The sequence below is a fragment of the Melaminivora sp. genome, from assembly GCF_032059615.1.
Classification (GTDB): Bacteria; Pseudomonadota; Gammaproteobacteria; order Burkholderiales; family Burkholderiaceae_C; genus Melaminivora.
In genome coordinates, this window is the sequence record NZ_DAMCAM010000022.1 from 17,849 (window position 1) to 31,853 (window position 14,005).

The window sequence follows — 14,005 nt, forward strand, 5'->3', positions numbered from 1 at the left end:
GGCGCCGGGGCGCGCGTGCGTAACGGCGCCGGCCTCGTGGGCCTGCGCGCCGCGCCCTGGGCCGTGCTGCTGGTAGCCGCCCTGCTGGCCGCCTGGCTGGCCACGCTGGCGGGCCCGCGCGGCGCCGACGGCCAGATCCACGACCTGCTCACCCGGCTGCCGGCGCCGGCCGCCACGGCCGAGGACGACGGCGTCGTCCTGATCGACATCGACGAGCGCAGCCTGCAGGAGCTGGGCCCCTGGCCCTGGCCGCGCAGCGTGCTCGCCGACCTGTCGCTGCGCCTGCGCGAGCAGGGCGCGGCGCTGCAGGTCTGGGACCTGTTCTTCGCCCACGACACCCCGGCCGACGCGCAGCTGGCGCGCGCCTTCGCGCGCTCGGACGCCGTCATCGGCATCGTCCCCGTGCTCGACCCCGCCGTGGCGCACCCCCCCGAGGAGGGCGCCATCGGCACCCGCCTGCATGCCCCCGCCTGGTGCTCGGGCCACGCCCAGGTGCGCGGCTACCTGGGCGTGGCCGAGGCCCTGGCCGGCCTGCGCGCCGGCCACCTGGCCGCCACCCCCGACGCCGACGGCCGCCTGCGCCGCGTGCCCGCCGTGGTCTGCCTGCCGCGGCCGGACGGCCAGGCCCCGGTGCGCATCCCCCAGCTGGCCCTGGCCGCCGCCGCCGCCGCGCAGCCGGACGCGCCCTGGCAGCTGCAGGACGGCCGCTGGCCCTGGCAGCCCGCCCAATGGCTGCAACGCGGTTCGTGGCGCTTCGCGCTCGACGGCGAAGGCTACCTGCCCGTCCCCTACCTGCGCCCGCACACCGGCTGGCCCGCCATCAGCGCCAGCCGCCTGCTGCAGGGCGACGCGCCCCTGCCCCTGCTGCGCGGGCGCACCGTGCTGGTGGGCGCCACCGCGCTGGGCGCGCGCGACCTCGTCAGCACCCCCTACCACCCTGGCGCGCCCGGGGTCAGTGTGCACGCCGAGCTGCTGCAGGCGGCCAGTGGCGCCACCGGCTGGGGCGCCCAGCCCGTGCGCGCCCCGGCCCTCATGGCCGCGCTGGTGGCGCTGCTGGCCGGCGCCGCGCTGGTGCCCCTGGCCCGCCCGGGCCGCCCCCTGTCGTCGCTGGTGGGCGGGCTGCTGCTGTGCATGCTGGCGCCCGTGGCCCTGGCCTGGGCGGCGCGCCAGTGGCTGCCGGCCCAGCTGCCCGTGGCGGCGCCCGTGCTGTCGCTGGCCATGGCCGCGCTGGCCATCCTGGGGCTGCAACTGCTGGCGCAGCGCCGGCAGATGCAGGCCCTGGCCGAGCACCTGCAGAGCTTTCTGCCGGCGGGCCTGGCCCAGCAGATCGCCACCCGCCAGCCCCCCGGGCAGAGCCTGGGCCAGCCGCACACCGGCGCGCTGGCGGCCACGCGCATCGACGGCCTGGCCCGCTGGGTCGGCCGCGTGGACAGCCTGCAGGCCCTGGCCCTCATCCACGCCATGCACACCACGGCGCAGCAGACCGCGCGCGAACACGGCGGCCGTCTCGAATACGTGCAGGGCGACACCCTCTACATGAGCTGGCCCGAGGCCCAGGCCAGCGCCCAGGCCCTGGCCTGCCTGCGGCAGCTGCACCGCCGGCTGGAGCCCCTGCTGCAGCGCAACGCCGGCGAGGCCACCCCCCTGCTCGCCTACAGCGCGCTGGAGTCCGGCAGCTACCTGCTGGGCATCGTCGGCGGCCCCGACGGCCGGCGCGGTGTGCTGCTCGGGCCGGCGGTCAACGAGATCACCGGCATCCTCGACCTGAGCCCCGAGCTGGACGGCCCCATCCTCGTCGGCCCCCAGGCCGCGCGCGCGCTGCACGCGGCCGGCGGGGCAAGCGGCGCCGCCCTGCAGCCGCTGGGCCAGTTCCTGCTGTTCGAGCAACCCGGCGCGCGCCAGCTGTTCCGCGCCGACGCCTGACCCCCATGCGCCGCCAGCACGCCCATGCGCCCCGCCAGCGCGGCCCGGCCCTTCCAGCGCCGTTGGCCGCCCTGGTAAAAATTTTGATAGCTGAAAGCCCAGGCCCGACAAGGCCCCGCGCCCCTTTTTCTTCCTCCCTCGCCCCTTCGGGGGAGAGGGCCGGGGTGAGGGGGCGCCCCCCTGCCTCCACCTCCCTCTGGCTCCAGATCACACTCGCCTGCGCCGCCCTGGCCTTCACCCCCCCCAGCCTCGCCGCCGCCCCCGCGCCCCCCGAAGCCGACTGCCCCGCCACCCCCGCCGCCATCGACACGGCCAGCGAAGACCCCTGCCACCTGCACGCCCAGGCCCGCGCCGCGCTCGAGCAAGGCCAGTGGCTGCAGGCCGAGCTGCTGCTCGAACGCATCCTCATGCTGCACCCCAACGACGCCCAGGCCATGCTGCAGCTGGCGATGGTGCTGGCCGCGCGCGACAAGCCCGCCAGCGCCCAGGCGCTGATCGCCGCGCTGCGCGACGACGAGCGCACCAGCGCCGCGCACCGCCAGCGCCTGCAGGCCCTGCTGCAGTCGGGCAGCCAGCCATCCCCCGTGCAGGACGCGGCCCTGGCCCGCGCCGGCGCCCCGGGCGACGGCAGCAGCGGCCAGATCGTCTGGAGCCTGGGCCACAGTCGCAACCCGCTGGCGCGCCCGCGCGCCGAAACCCTCGTCCTCACGCTGCCGGGCGGCAGCGTCGAGCTGCCCCTGGCTGACCGCCCCCGGCCCGCCGCGCTGGCCAGCGTGCTGCTGCACCAGCGCTGGGCCGGCGGCCTGGAGCTGCTGGCCAGCGCGCAGGGCACCGGCGCGGACGGCGCCCACGCCGGCGCCCGCCTGGCCCTGGCCGCCCCGTTGCACGCGGCCGCCGGCCTGTACTGGAACCTGTCGAGCCAGCAGGGCCTGGACGGCGCGCGCCGCCACAGCGCCGGCCTGCTGTTGTCGCCGCGCAACGCGGCCGGGCAGGGCGGCGCGGCGCCGGGGGGCGCCACCCTCTACAGCCTGGCGCTGTTCAGCGAGGCCCAGGGCGCGCGCCGGGGCTTGGCGCTGCGCGCCCAGCGCGGCCTGGGCGCCCTCACGCTGGGCGCCGCGCCCCTGCGGGTGGACGGCTGGGCCGAATGGGAGCACGCCCTGGGCGCCGCCCCCGGCACCCTGCGCGCCGGCGCCCAGGCCCAGTGGAGCTGGGCGCCCGGCTGGCAGCTGCACGCCCAGCTCGACGCGCAACGCGACCTGCGGGGCTACAGCCCCCTGCTGCGCCATGGCGCGGCGCGCGCCATCGCCTCGGGCTACCTGGCGCTGCAGCACCAGTGGGCTACGCCCTGGCTGGGCGGGCAGTGGGCGGCCAGCGCCTATGTGTCGCGCCGGCGCAGCAACCTGGCGCTGTTCGACTCCAGCGACCACGGCGTGGCGCTGAGCTGGCAGCGCGGCTGGTAGCCGCTGACCCAGGGCAAACGGGTGCCAGCGCGGCGTGTTTTCCTACAACGGATGTAAGCGAAACCCACATCCGGCCTGACCGGCCACGCCATAATGCGCCGCTGAGGCTCCGGGCCCCGCGGGCCGCCACCTTGTTCCTCCGCGCTTCGGCAAAGAGGTGTGACGGCCATCACCAAACGCGCTTGGTGCATGCGTGCGCCGCCCGGAGAATCATCCCTCGACTGCCTGCCGCGCGAAGCGGGTGGTTGGATATCCTTCATTTCATCAGGAGCTCTCACATGGCAATGACCCAAGAACAGAAGAACGACGCCTACAAGTTCTTCATCGTCGCTTTCGGCGCCGCCCCCGGCGTTGAGTACATGAACCAGCTGGACGACGCCTACGGCGCCGGCATGACCAGCCAGCAAATCGTCAACGTCTACGCTGACAAGCCCCAGTTCGAGGCGAAGTACCCCAAGTTCCTGACGAACGAACAATTCGCCGACCGTCTGATCGAGAACGTGGTGGGCGCCAGCGCCACTGACGCCGCCAAGTCGGCCGCCAAGGCCGACGTGGCCGCCGCGCTGAATGCCGGCTGGTCCAAGGGCGACGTGGTCTACCAGATCTTCCAGAACCTCTCCAACAAGGCTGAAGATGATGCCGAGTGGGGCGGCACCGCCAAGATGCTGGAAAACAAGGTCACCGTGGCCGAGTACGTCACGGAAGAGCTGCTGGTCAACATGACCGACCTGAACGCCCTGAGCCAGCTGATCGCCAAGGTCACGCAGGACGAAGCATCCGTCGGTGAGGCCATCGAGGCGGCAGCCAGCGCTAGTGGCAAGATTTTCACGCTCACCAATAACGTGGACGGTCCCGGCGCTATGGCACCGGCCATCGACACCAACGGCACGGCCAGCAACGATTTGTACTTGGCAACCCCTAATTCGCTCAACGGCGACTTCATTGACGGCCGCGGCGGTAACGATACCCTGCGCGTGACGGGCTCCAGCACTGCAAGCGCGGTGATCCAGAACGTCGAGCGTGTGGAAGTCACATCGGTGGGCGGTGCAACCACCATCAACCTGCCCAACGCCGTTGGCATCCAGGCGCTGGCGGCCACTGGTGGCACCAATGACGTGACCTTCGGCCAGATCGGCGCGATCACCGACCTGGAGATCTCCAACCAGGCGGCCGGCAACGTCACCCTGACGTACAACGCCGCGACCGTGGCGGGCATCAATGATGCGCAGAACCTGGAGCTGAACAGCTATGGCGCCGCTGCTGCAGCGGCAGGCACCATCACGCTGAATGGCATCGAAACCGTCAAGATTGACGCAGAGGGTACGAACCGCTTTGCCAGCCTGGTCAACACGACGTCGGCGCTCAAGAACGTCAGCGTGGAAGGCGAAGGCTCCGTGCGCATCGACAACGCTTTGGCCAACACGGTGGCCTCGTTCGATGCTTCCGCAGCCACCGGCGCCATCAACGTGGGCTTCGCCAACGGCGGCGACGTCAAGGTGATGACGGGCGCTGGCGATGACCGCGTGACCTTCGCAGGAGCCCTCGGCTTCACCACCAAGGATTCGGTGGACCTGGGCGCAGGCACCAATACCCTGGTGATCGAAGGCTCCGACATCAGCGCAGGCACCAACGAACAGCTCAAGGCGGTCAACGCTGCCAAGAATGTCCAGGTGCTGGAGTTCACTACTGGCGGTGCGGCGTTCAACAACGCCACGCTGACCAACGCCGGCATCGGCAAGTTCGTGTTCCAGACGGCCGGGGATGACGCGGTCACCGGAGCCGTCTCCTCCAAGACCTACGCCTTCGGCACGGCTAACACTGGCAATGCGACCTTCACCCTGGCAGGCAGCAACACCACGCTGAACCTGGCGCTGGAAGGCAAGTCCAAGACCAGCGTGACAGCATTTGACGATGCCGACGTTGGCACCCTGAACACGGGCAGCGCTCTGACGGTCAACCTGTCCTCCACCGGCACCACGGATGCAGTGGTCAATTTCACCAACGCTGTGGTCGCCGCCGACTTCAACAATGTTGGTGTCGTGACCAATGCCGCCAATGCGACGTTTAACCTGACGGGCGATGCTAATACGCAGATCACCAGCTTCACCAATGCAGTGAATCTGCAGGCTGGGAAGCTGACGGGCGCTCTGGCAGTGACCGGCTCGGCCGGCGCGGACGTGATCGTGACCGGTACCGGCAAGAACCTCGTTTCTGGCGCTGCCGGCATCGACCAGATTGACCTGAGCGCCACCAAGGGCGTGGGCGGCGACCATGTGGACCTGTCGGGCATCCTTCTGGCCGCTAACCGCGACGTGATCACCGGCTTCGACGCTGGCGCCTCGGGGGACGTGATCCGTCTGGCCGTGGGTGACACCAAGGCTGGCACCGCTGCTGGCGCTACCATCGCCATCCAGGAAGCCAACTCCAACACCGGCAATATCGTGTTCAACAACACGAATGACCTGCTGGAGCTGTCGTTCAGCCTGTCGGGCAACACGCTGGCGGCCGATGGCACCGGCGGCGCGCTGCTGAATGCTGTCGGCGCCCTGACCGCAACGGCCAATGGCGACACCGGCTACATCGTCGCCTACCAGGCCGGCAATGCCTACCTGTATCACTTCAACTCGGGCGCTGATACGGCCGTTGCTGCTGGCGAAATCAACCTCGTCGGCACCTTCAACGGTGTTGAAGTGGGCGCGCTGCAGGCATCGAACTTCCTGCTGGTGGCCTGATTTCGATCAAAGCCGGGCGCTAAGCGCCTGGCATTAAAGCAAAAAGGGGGCGAATGCCCCCTTTTTTTGCCCCATTGCCGCTCGGTTGAGGGGTAGCGCTCCCAAGCGCGCCTTTCATCCGGCGGCGCCATTCCCAGCCCATTTCTCGACATTCCCATGAGCAATTCTTGGAGCCAAGGCTATTTCACCGACGCAGGCTACACCTATGGCTATTACCGGGAAATCAATCCGGTATTCCAGCGGTTTGCCCTGCTGCTGCGAGGTTTCGCGGTGCCTGTCAGGGGCGCGGGCGCAGCGCATTGCGAGCTGGGCTTTGGGCAAGGGGTCTCGCTCAATATTCACGCGGCTGCCAACCCGGGCCACTATATCGGGACGGATTTCAACCCCGCCCACGCTGCCCATGCCCGGCAATTGGCCCAGGCCGCGGACAGTGGGGCGCTGCTGCTGGATGACAGTTTCGAACAGCTCCTCGGACGCGGGGACCTGCCCCTATTCGACAGCATCAGCCTCCACGGCATTTGGACCTGGGTGAGCCGTGACAATCACAGGACCATTGTTGAATTCGCCCGCCGGCAACTGAAGCCGGGTGGAGTGCTCTACGTCAGTTATAACTGCTTTCCTGGGTGGGCACCTGCTTATCCCTTGCGCCAGCTGTTCGCCTTGCACGACCGTTTCGGCATTGCCCCCCATGAGACGAACGCCCGGGTGCAAGCAGCCTTGCAATTTTCTGAGGCCTTGCTGGCGGCCAAGCCCAATTATTTGCGGCTCGCACCGCATCTGACTGAGCGCCTTGAAAACATTGCCAAGCAGAACCCGCAATATCTCGCTCACGAATATTTCAATCGTGAGTGGAACTGCATGTATTTCACTGATGTGGTGGACGCTCTGGAACCCGCCAAGCTGGAGTGGGCCTGCACGGCGGTGCCTCTGGATACAGTGGATGCGCTGAACCTGGAGGCCCAGGCGCAAGGCTTTCTGAAAAATATTCAACACCCCCTCTTGCGCGAGCAGGCACGTGATTATTTCGTGAACCAGCAGTTCAGAAAGGATCTGTTCCTGCGTGGCGCCATCCGCTTGTCGCCGGCGCAGCAACGCGAGGAGCTGTTGAGTACACGTTTCGTTCTGATGCGCCCCGCAGGGGATGTCTCCATGAAGGTGACTGGGGCGCTGGGTGAGGCTGCCTTGCAGGAGGCGATATACCAGCCGCTTGTACAAGCGCTCGCGGCGGACGCGGGTGCGCCCAAGCCCCTGCGCAAGCTGGCGGGCCAATTGCCTCAGATGGGTTGGCCGCAACTGCTCCAGGCGCTGACCGTGCTCGTGGGCATGGAGGCTGCTGCTCCCTGCCAGCCGGAGGATGCCGAGCGCAGCGTGCGCGTGCGTTGCCGGGCATTGAACCGCCACTTGTGCGATCGCTCGTTGTTCAGCGGCGAGGTAGTCAACCTGGCCAGCCCCGTGACCGGCGGAGGCGTAGTAGTGCCCCGCTTCCAGCAACTTTTTCTGTTGGCGCGCGAGCTGGGCCACAAGCGGCCACAGGAGTGGGCCCAATACGCTTGGCAGGCTCTCGCTGTGCAAGGCCAACGCATCATCAAGGAAGGCCGGCCCCTTGAAACGGAGGAAGACAACTTGGCTGAATTGACGGCGCAGGCACAAGCGTTCGCCAGCGGTCAGCTGCCAGTGCTCAAGGCGTTGCAAGTAGTTGGGTGAATACCCATGCAGTGCATGGCGAACTCGCAGGTAGGTAATTTTCGTGCAAATAAAAGGACACTTATTTTTATCTTTTTAAACAATAAAAGGACGCCCACTTTTATTCAATAATAAAAGGACACCCACTTTTATTCACATAAAACCCGACGTCTGGCATACTGTTCTCCACGCGCCTTCCCTTGAAGCCTTGCACACACGCTTCAGGCCTATCGACTCGGCGACGTCCTGCTGGTCAGGACTCGCTCACGCTCGGAAACAAGAGAAAAGTGCCAACCATCCTGCGCATTGATGGCTTTCGTCTCTACTTCTATAGCCATGAGCCCAACGAGCCACCACACGTCCATGTCGACAAGGGCGCGTGCAGCGCCAAGGTCTGGCTGCACGACACGGCAGTTGCTCGCAGCAGTGGCTTTTCCGCCTAGGAGTTGGGCAAAATTCAGCGCCTTGTGAGCGCCCACCAATCTTCGTTGAAGGAGGCATGGCATGAATTTTTTGGCACCTGACGCCGATGTGCGCGCCGCGCATGTGGTGGTGGAGGACGCTCGGCTGGTGGTTGAGCTGATGGATGGGCGCAGCATCGCGGTGCCCCTGGCTTGGTTCCCACGACTGGCCAATGCCACGCCACAGCAGCGCAACCATTGGGAGCTGGCTGGAGGGGGCTACGGAATCCATTGGCCCGACATTGATGAGGATCTGAGCACCGAAGGGTTGTTGCGCGGTGCCCGTGCGCCTCAGGGTGCTTTACCCGCTCACCTGCCGGCCAACCCAGCATGACCCGCCCACGCTCGGCCCTGGTGTCGTTGTCCGACACCCCCTGGTACCACGTCGTCAATCGCTGCGTGCGCCGCGCCTTCCTGTGCGGGCACGATGCGCACTCGGGCTGCAGCTTCGAGCACCGCCGCGCCTGGGTGGAGACGCGCATCCGAGAGCTCGCCTCCGTCTTTGCCATCGACGTGGCCGCCTACGCGGTGATGAGCAACCACTACCACATCGTCGTGCGCGTGGACGCGCCACGCGCCCAGGGCTGGGACGACGACGAGGTGCTGCGCCGCTGGACGCAATTGTTCACCGGGCCGCTCCTGGTGCAGCACTACCTGCAGCCCGCCCAGCGCGCATTGATGGGCCAGGCGCAACTGGCCCAGGTGCAGGAGCTGGCCGCCACCTACCGCGCGCGGCTGCACGACCTGTCGTGGTACATGCGCGTGCTCAATGAATCCATCGCCCGTCAGGCCAATGCCGAGGATGGCGTGCGCGGGCGCTTCTGGGAGGGGCGCTTCAAGAGCCAGGCGCTGCTGGACGAGCAGGCCCTGCTGGCCGTGATGGCCTACGTCGATCTGAACCCGGTGCGCGCCGGCATGGCCGAGGACCTTGAGGGCAGTGCCCACACCTCGATTGCCGCCCGCCTGGCCGAGCTGCGCGGCGAGGCGTTCGTTCCCATGGCGGCGCCGACCGTGCCCGCCACGACGCCAACGCAGGCAAAGCAGGGCGCCGCCGCAATGCCCCGCCTGCTGCCCGAAGCCGCATTGGCCGCGCTGCCTGAGGCGCCCCTGATGCCCTTTGACCCCACCGCCCGCTTCATCCAGGCCGTGCCCTTTGGCCTGCAGGAATACCTGGAGCTGGTGGACAGCGTGGGCCGCTGCGTGCACCCGGCCAAGTGCGGCGCCATCAGCGTGCAGGCGCCGCCCATCCTGCAGCGCCTGGGCATGGATGCCGAAGCCTTCATTGCCTGTGCGGACACATTTTTTCGCACGTTCGCCCACGCGGTGGGCACGCCGGCCAGCCTGGTGCAGCTGGCGGCAGCGCGCCAATGCCGGGCACTGCGCGGCATGGCGCTGGCGCGGCGGGTGTTGCAGCGGCAGCCAGACTGCGACAAGGGCCGGGCGGCGGCTTGAGACACATCAACCCTGCGGCACAGCCCAGGCCGGGCCTGCCCAGCATCGTCAAACAGTTCGCTGTGCGAGCCGGTGCGGATGAGCTTGACCGAACCCGTGGCGAGTGGCCCCTCTTTGTCATAGATGAGCAGCCAATCGGGTGTGACGTGGCACTCGCGCACCCCGGCGTAGTCGCCCACGAGGTCATGGTCACGGTGCTTGGGCGCCAGCGGCCGGTCGTTCATCAGCTCCACGACGACTGCCCGCATCTTCTCCCAATCGTGGCGCCCGGAACCCTTGATGCGTTTCTTGTCGCGCTTGAACTGGCTGGTCTCTTCCAGGGCACGGACCACGCTCAGAAGTCTGCCAGGGAGACAGGCGTCGTCTCTCCCGTCTTGGCTTCACGAATGGCCGCCAGGGTGTCAGCGTTGGGGCGGGGCAGCTCCATGGGCAAGCCGCCTTGCTCCACGACGCTGCGCAAAAAAAGACGGATGGCAGTGCTCAGGTCCAGGCCAGAAGCCTTGAGCACAGCCGCCGCCTCGCGCTTGAGCTCGGGCTCCACGCGGGAGCGAACGTCAGCAGTAAGCATGGCATCTCCTTGATTTTAAGGTCTACATTGTAGCTACATCGTAGCTTTGATGTGGGCTTTGGAGAAGGAAGGGATAGGGACAGGAAGGGACAGGAAGGAACACCCGATTTCGTACCAAGCGACAAAGCTGCGCCACAGCTTTGCCAGCTTCCTGGTCAACGCCGGGCGCAGCCTGTATGAAGTGCAGGAGCTGCTGGGCCACGCCGACATCCGCACGACCAGCCGCTACGCGCACCTGAGCCGCGAGCGGCTGCGGGAGGCGGTGGAGGCGGTGGAGGCGGTGCGGGTGGGTTGGTGAGGGAGTCTTCCCAGGGGGTGTGAAATAATTGATTTTTTTGCATTTCACATGCAAAAATGCCGGATATTTTTGGGTTGGAGGGGAAGGATGCTTGTTGAATTCAGAGTGGCGAACTTCCGCTCCCTGCGTGACGAGCAGAGGCTTAGCCTTGTCGCCTCCAGGGACAAGACGCTGCAGGACACGCACGTGGTGCGCACGGGCCTTCAGGCCGCTCCGGGCGTGCTGCGCAGTGCGGTCATCTACGGCGCCAATGCCAGCGGCAAGTCCAATTTGGTCAAGGCGCTTCAGTACATGCGCGGCGTTGTTGCAGAGTCGGCGATCGTCATACAGCCCGGCCAGACCTTTGCCGTGCAGCCGTTTCGGCTTGATGCACGGTCAGCCAGCGAGCCCACGGCCTTCGAGGTGACCTTCATTCTTGGCGGGGTCCGGTACCAGTACGGTTTTTCGATGACATCGCAGCGTATCGTCAGCGAGCACCTGCTGGTCTACAAGGCTTTCAAGCCTCAGCGCTGGTATGAACGCCACTACGACGCTCAGGCGGGCAAGGATGTTTATGAGTTCGGTGCTGGTCTCAAAGGCTCGAAAAGCCTCTGGGTCAAGGCGACGCGCCCCAATGCGTTGTTTCTTTCCATGGCCGTTCAGCTCAACAGCGATGCGCTGCGTCCGGTCTTCGATTGGTTCGTACAGGGGCTGGTCATCTTCAATGAGCAGGAGAAGCTGAGTCCGGATTTTTCCATCCAGATGCTGCAGCAGGCCGACGGCCGCCGTCAGATCTGTGACTTCCTCTCGGCTGCCGACATCAGCATCTCCGACATCGAAGTGGTGACACGCAAGGTGCCAGGGCAGGCCGTGCATCTCGACCTGGTCGCTGGCAAGACCGAGGTGCGCAGCGAGGAGATCGAGGAGCGTCAACTGCGGTTCTCGCACGTGACCGGTCAAGGCCAAGCCGTCTTTGACCTGCTCGATGAATCACACGGGACAAGAAATCTGCTGTTTCTCGCCGGTCCGGTGCTGGACATCCTGCGCAAGGGGCTGACGTTGGTGATCGACGAACTGGACACCAGTCTGCATACCTTGCTGGTGCGCGAGCTTGTGCGGCTTTTTCACCGCCCTGAAATCAATATTGGCGGAGCGCAACTGATTTTCACCACCCACGATACGTCGCTGCTGGATGCCCCGGACCTGTTCCGCAGGGACCAGGTCTGGTTCGTGGAGAAAGACCATGATCAGACTTCGGAGCTGGTAAGCCTGTCGGAATTCAGCCCGCGCAAGAACGAGGCCCTGGAGCGTGGCTATCTGATGGGGCGCTATGGAGGCATCCCTTTCCTCGACTCCAGGCTGGGGGAGCAGCGCTGATGGCGCGCGACAATTCCCCGAAAGTGCGCCAGCGTCAGCAGCTTGAACGCAAGCTGGCGCGGCGCGCCAGCCACGACCGTATCCTGATCGTGTCGGAAGGCAGCAAGACCGAGCCCCATTATTTCGGCGAGATCCGGCAGACCTACCGGTTGCACACGGCCAATGTCGAAGTTCGATCCAGCGAGCTTGGAACAGCGCCCGCCCAGGTCGTGCGGTATGCCAGGGAATTGTTCGAGTTCGGCAACATGCACAAGAGCATCCAGCCACGCGCGTTCGAGCAGGTGTACGCCGTCTTTGACCGCGACGATCACGACAGTTACTTTGAGGCGTTGGAGATGGCTGAGTCGCTGGATGGCAAGCTGAAGAATGACAACAAGCAGTTTGTACGGTTTCAGGCGGTCGCCTCAGTGCCGAGCTTCGAGCTTTGGCTTTTGCTGCACTATGAAAACATTCAGGCTCCCATCCATCGCGATGACGTGATGCGCCGCCTGAAAATTGCCATTCCTGGGTATGAGAAAGGTGCTAGGCATGCCTTCAGCAGCACCCGGCAGCACCTGTCCGTGGCCACGCGACGCGCCCAAGCGCTGGCGGCCAGGTTCGATGCCCGTTCCGCGCCTGAGCCGTTCACTGCGATCGTTGATTTGGTGGACTTGCTGACCCGGCTGCGTCCAGAAAAATGACCGGCTGTGACTCAGGCCCGCCATCAGGCTGCTGCCGGTGTTGGTGAAACCGGCAGCAGCCCATCGCCAGGAACCATGACACAAGCACCTTCCGTATCCGATGCCCGCCTGCGCATGGCCGCCCTCGTGCGCCTGCTGCGCCCCCGGCAGTGGGTGAAAAACGCCTTCGTGCTCGCGCCGCTGGTGTTCTCCGGCCAGTTCCTCGACCCGCACCAGCTGGGCCAGGGGCTGCTGGTCACCCTGCTGTTCTGCGTCGCCTCGTCCGCCGCCTACATCGTCAACGACTGGTGCGACATCGAGCGCGACCGCCGGCACCCGGTCAAGTCGCGCACGCGCCCGCTGGCCTCGGGGCTGGTGGGCAAGCCCCTGGCGGCGCTGGTTCTGGGCGGCCTCTACGCGCTGCTGGCACTGGGCGCGCTGTGGGTGCCGCAGGCGGTTGCCGTGATGCTGGCCTACCTGCTGCTCAACCTGGCCTACAGCCTGGCGCTCAAGCACCAGCCCGTGGTGGACATCTTCGTCATCGCCCTGGGTTTCGTGCTGCGCGTGCAGGCGGGCGCCATGGGCCTGCAGGTGCAGGTGTCGGCCTGGATGTTCATCTCCACCCTGTGCCTGGCGCTGTACCTGGCGTCGATCAAGCGGCGCCAGGAGCTGGCGCAGGTGGGCGACGAAGGGCGCAAGGTGCTGCGCCACTACACGGTGGCGCTGGTGGACCGCTATGCCGAGATGTCCGCCACCGGCGCCCTGCTGTCCTACAGCATGTTCGTCGTCTCCGCGCGCCCGGCGCTGGTGCTGACGGTGCCCATCGTGCTGTTCGGCATGTTCCGCTACTGGTTCGTCGTCGAGTCGCTCGAAGGGGGCGAGTCTCCCACCGATGTGCTGCTGGCCGACGTGCCCCTGCTGCTGACCGTGCTGCTGTGGGTGGCGGTCTGTTTGTGGGCCCTGTGGCCCGTTTGACGAGGTTGCCACCACCATGAGCTATGCCTATCTCGTCACCCCCGCGCTGGCCTGGCTGGTTTGCGGCACTCTGAAGTTCCTCATCAACAGCCTGCGCGCGCGGCGCTGGGCGTTCGATCTCATCGGCTATGGCGGCATGCCCAGCAACCACGCCGCCATCGTCACCAGCATGGCGGTGCTCATCGGGCTGCGCGAGGGCGTGGGCCATCCGGCTTTTGGCGTGGCGCTGTCCACGGCCTTCATCGTGCTGCTCGACGCCACCAGCCTGCGGCGCCAGATCGGCCTGCACGCGCAGCGCCTGAACCAGCTGCAGGCGCGCCGGCCCGGTGCCCCGGCGCCGCTGCGCGAGCGCATCGGCCACAGCCGGGCGGAGGCGCTGGCCGGCATGGCCACCGGCGCCGCCGTGGCGGCGCTGGTGCAGGCCCTCTGATGCTTTCC

The 14,005-nt window shown here is 66.8% G+C and carries 13 protein-coding genes and 1 pseudogene; 12 read left to right on the forward strand and 2 right to left on the reverse strand.

Annotation, left to right across the window (positions count from 1 at the left end; all coding sequences use genetic code 11):
• Window positions 1-15: 15 nt before the first annotated feature.
• The 7 genes from RT051_RS06720 to RT051_RS06750 all read left to right on the forward strand — a co-directional run bounded on the left by RT051_RS06720 (window position 16) and on the right by RT051_RS06750 (window position 9,711).
• Window positions 16-1,923 carry a CHASE2 domain-containing protein gene (locus tag RT051_RS06720; protein WP_313074033.1) on the forward strand — a complete coding sequence of 636 codons (1,908 nt, stop codon included), beginning with the start codon at window positions 16-18 and terminating at the stop codon, window positions 1,921-1,923.
• Window positions 1,924-2,087: 164 nt separating this feature from the next.
• Window positions 2,088-3,383, forward strand: a complete 1,296-nt coding sequence (locus RT051_RS06725; protein ID WP_313074036.1) for a tetratricopeptide repeat protein — start codon at window positions 2,088-2,090, stop codon at window positions 3,381-3,383.
• Between the two features lie 278 nt (window positions 3,384-3,661).
• The gene (locus RT051_RS06730; RefSeq protein WP_313074038.1) at window positions 3,662-6,115 is read left to right on the forward strand and encodes a hypothetical protein; all 2,454 of its coding nucleotides are present in this window, start codon (window positions 3,662-3,664) and stop codon (window positions 6,113-6,115) included.
• Window positions 6,116-6,271: 156 nt separating this feature from the next.
• Window positions 6,272-7,819, forward strand: a complete 1,548-nt coding sequence (locus tag RT051_RS06735) for a class I SAM-dependent methyltransferase (RefSeq protein ID WP_313074039.1) — start codon at window positions 6,272-6,274, stop codon at window positions 7,817-7,819.
• Window positions 7,820-8,085: 266 nt separating this feature from the next.
• Window positions 8,086-8,241, forward strand: coding sequence for a DUF4160 domain-containing protein (locus RT051_RS06740; RefSeq protein WP_313074041.1), 156 nt, complete (start codon window positions 8,086-8,088; stop codon window positions 8,239-8,241).
• 61 nt (window positions 8,242-8,302) lie between these two features.
• On the forward strand, window positions 8,303-8,593 hold the full coding sequence (locus tag RT051_RS06745) for a DUF2442 domain-containing protein (RefSeq protein WP_313074045.1): 291 nt from the start codon (window positions 8,303-8,305) through the stop codon (window positions 8,591-8,593).
• Window positions 8,590-9,711 carry a transposase gene (locus RT051_RS06750; RefSeq protein ID WP_313074048.1) on the forward strand — a complete coding sequence of 374 codons (1,122 nt, stop codon included), beginning with the start codon at window positions 8,590-8,592 and terminating at the stop codon, window positions 9,709-9,711. Before RT051_RS06745 ends, RT051_RS06750 begins: the two co-directional genes overlap by 4 nt.
• Before the next feature lie 59 nt (window positions 9,712-9,770).
• Here RT051_RS06750 and RT051_RS06755 read toward each other — a convergent pair.
• A pseudogene (locus tag RT051_RS06755) lies at window positions 9,771-10,043 on the reverse strand (type II toxin-antitoxin system YafQ family toxin); the annotation flags it as partial.
• A gap of 2 nt (window positions 10,044-10,045) precedes the next feature.
• On the reverse strand, window positions 10,046-10,279 hold the full coding sequence (locus RT051_RS06760) for a type II toxin-antitoxin system RelB/DinJ family antitoxin (RefSeq protein WP_313074050.1): 234 nt from the start codon (window positions 10,277-10,279) through the stop codon (window positions 10,046-10,048).
• A 49-nt stretch (window positions 10,280-10,328) separates the two neighbouring features.
• Here RT051_RS06760 and RT051_RS06765 point away from each other — a divergent pair, with 49 nt between their 5' ends.
• The 5 genes from RT051_RS06765 to RT051_RS06785 all read left to right on the forward strand — a co-directional run bounded on the left by RT051_RS06765 (window position 10,329) and on the right by RT051_RS06785 (window position 13,997).
• Window positions 10,329-10,577, forward strand: a complete 249-nt coding sequence (locus RT051_RS06765; RefSeq protein ID WP_313074053.1) for a tyrosine-type recombinase/integrase — start codon at window positions 10,329-10,331, stop codon at window positions 10,575-10,577.
• 87 nt (window positions 10,578-10,664) lie between these two features.
• A complete protein-coding gene (locus RT051_RS06770) occupies window positions 10,665-11,933 on the forward strand; it encodes an ATP-binding protein (RefSeq protein ID WP_313074057.1) in 1,269 nt (422 codons plus the stop codon).
• Window positions 11,933-12,613, forward strand: a complete 681-nt coding sequence (locus RT051_RS06775) for an RloB family protein (RefSeq protein ID WP_313074060.1) — start codon at window positions 11,933-11,935, stop codon at window positions 12,611-12,613. The genes RT051_RS06770 and RT051_RS06775 overlap by 1 nt, the downstream gene beginning before the upstream one ends.
• Before the next feature lie 75 nt (window positions 12,614-12,688).
• A complete protein-coding gene (locus tag RT051_RS06780) occupies window positions 12,689-13,567 on the forward strand; it encodes a decaprenyl-phosphate phosphoribosyltransferase (RefSeq protein ID WP_313074063.1) in 879 nt (292 codons plus the stop codon).
• A gap of 16 nt (window positions 13,568-13,583) precedes the next feature.
• Window positions 13,584-13,997, forward strand: a complete 414-nt coding sequence (locus RT051_RS06785) for a divergent PAP2 family protein (protein ID WP_313074065.1) — start codon at window positions 13,584-13,586, stop codon at window positions 13,995-13,997.
• Window positions 13,998-14,005 lie beyond the last annotated feature (8 nt).

Bases quoted from the DNA above. Each gene is read 5' to 3' on its own strand.
- RT051_RS06730 (WP_313074038.1), top strand. From the start codon at position 3,662: ATGGCAATGACCCAAGAACAGAAGAACGACGCCTACAAGTTCTTCATC.
- RT051_RS06735 (WP_313074039.1), top strand. From the start codon at position 6,272: ATGAGCAATTCTTGGAGCCAAGGCTATTTCACCGACGCAGGCTACACC.
- RT051_RS06745 (WP_313074045.1), top strand. From the start codon at position 8,303: ATGAATTTTTTGGCACCTGACGCCGATGTGCGCGCCGCGCATGTGGTG.
- RT051_RS06750 (WP_313074048.1), top strand. From the start codon at position 8,590: ATGACCCGCCCACGCTCGGCCCTGGTGTCGTTGTCCGACACCCCCTGG.
- RT051_RS06760 (WP_313074050.1), bottom strand. From the start codon at position 10,279: ATGCTTACTGCTGACGTTCGCTCCCGCGTGGAGCCCGAGCTCAAGCGC.
- RT051_RS06765 (WP_313074053.1), top strand. From the start codon at position 10,329: ATGTGGGCTTTGGAGAAGGAAGGGATAGGGACAGGAAGGGACAGGAAG.
- RT051_RS06770 (WP_313074057.1), top strand. From the start codon at position 10,665: ATGCTTGTTGAATTCAGAGTGGCGAACTTCCGCTCCCTGCGTGACGAG.
- RT051_RS06775 (WP_313074060.1), top strand. From the start codon at position 11,933: ATGGCGCGCGACAATTCCCCGAAAGTGCGCCAGCGTCAGCAGCTTGAA.
- RT051_RS06780 (WP_313074063.1), top strand. From the start codon at position 12,689: ATGACACAAGCACCTTCCGTATCCGATGCCCGCCTGCGCATGGCCGCC.
- RT051_RS06785 (WP_313074065.1), top strand. From the start codon at position 13,584: ATGAGCTATGCCTATCTCGTCACCCCCGCGCTGGCCTGGCTGGTTTGC.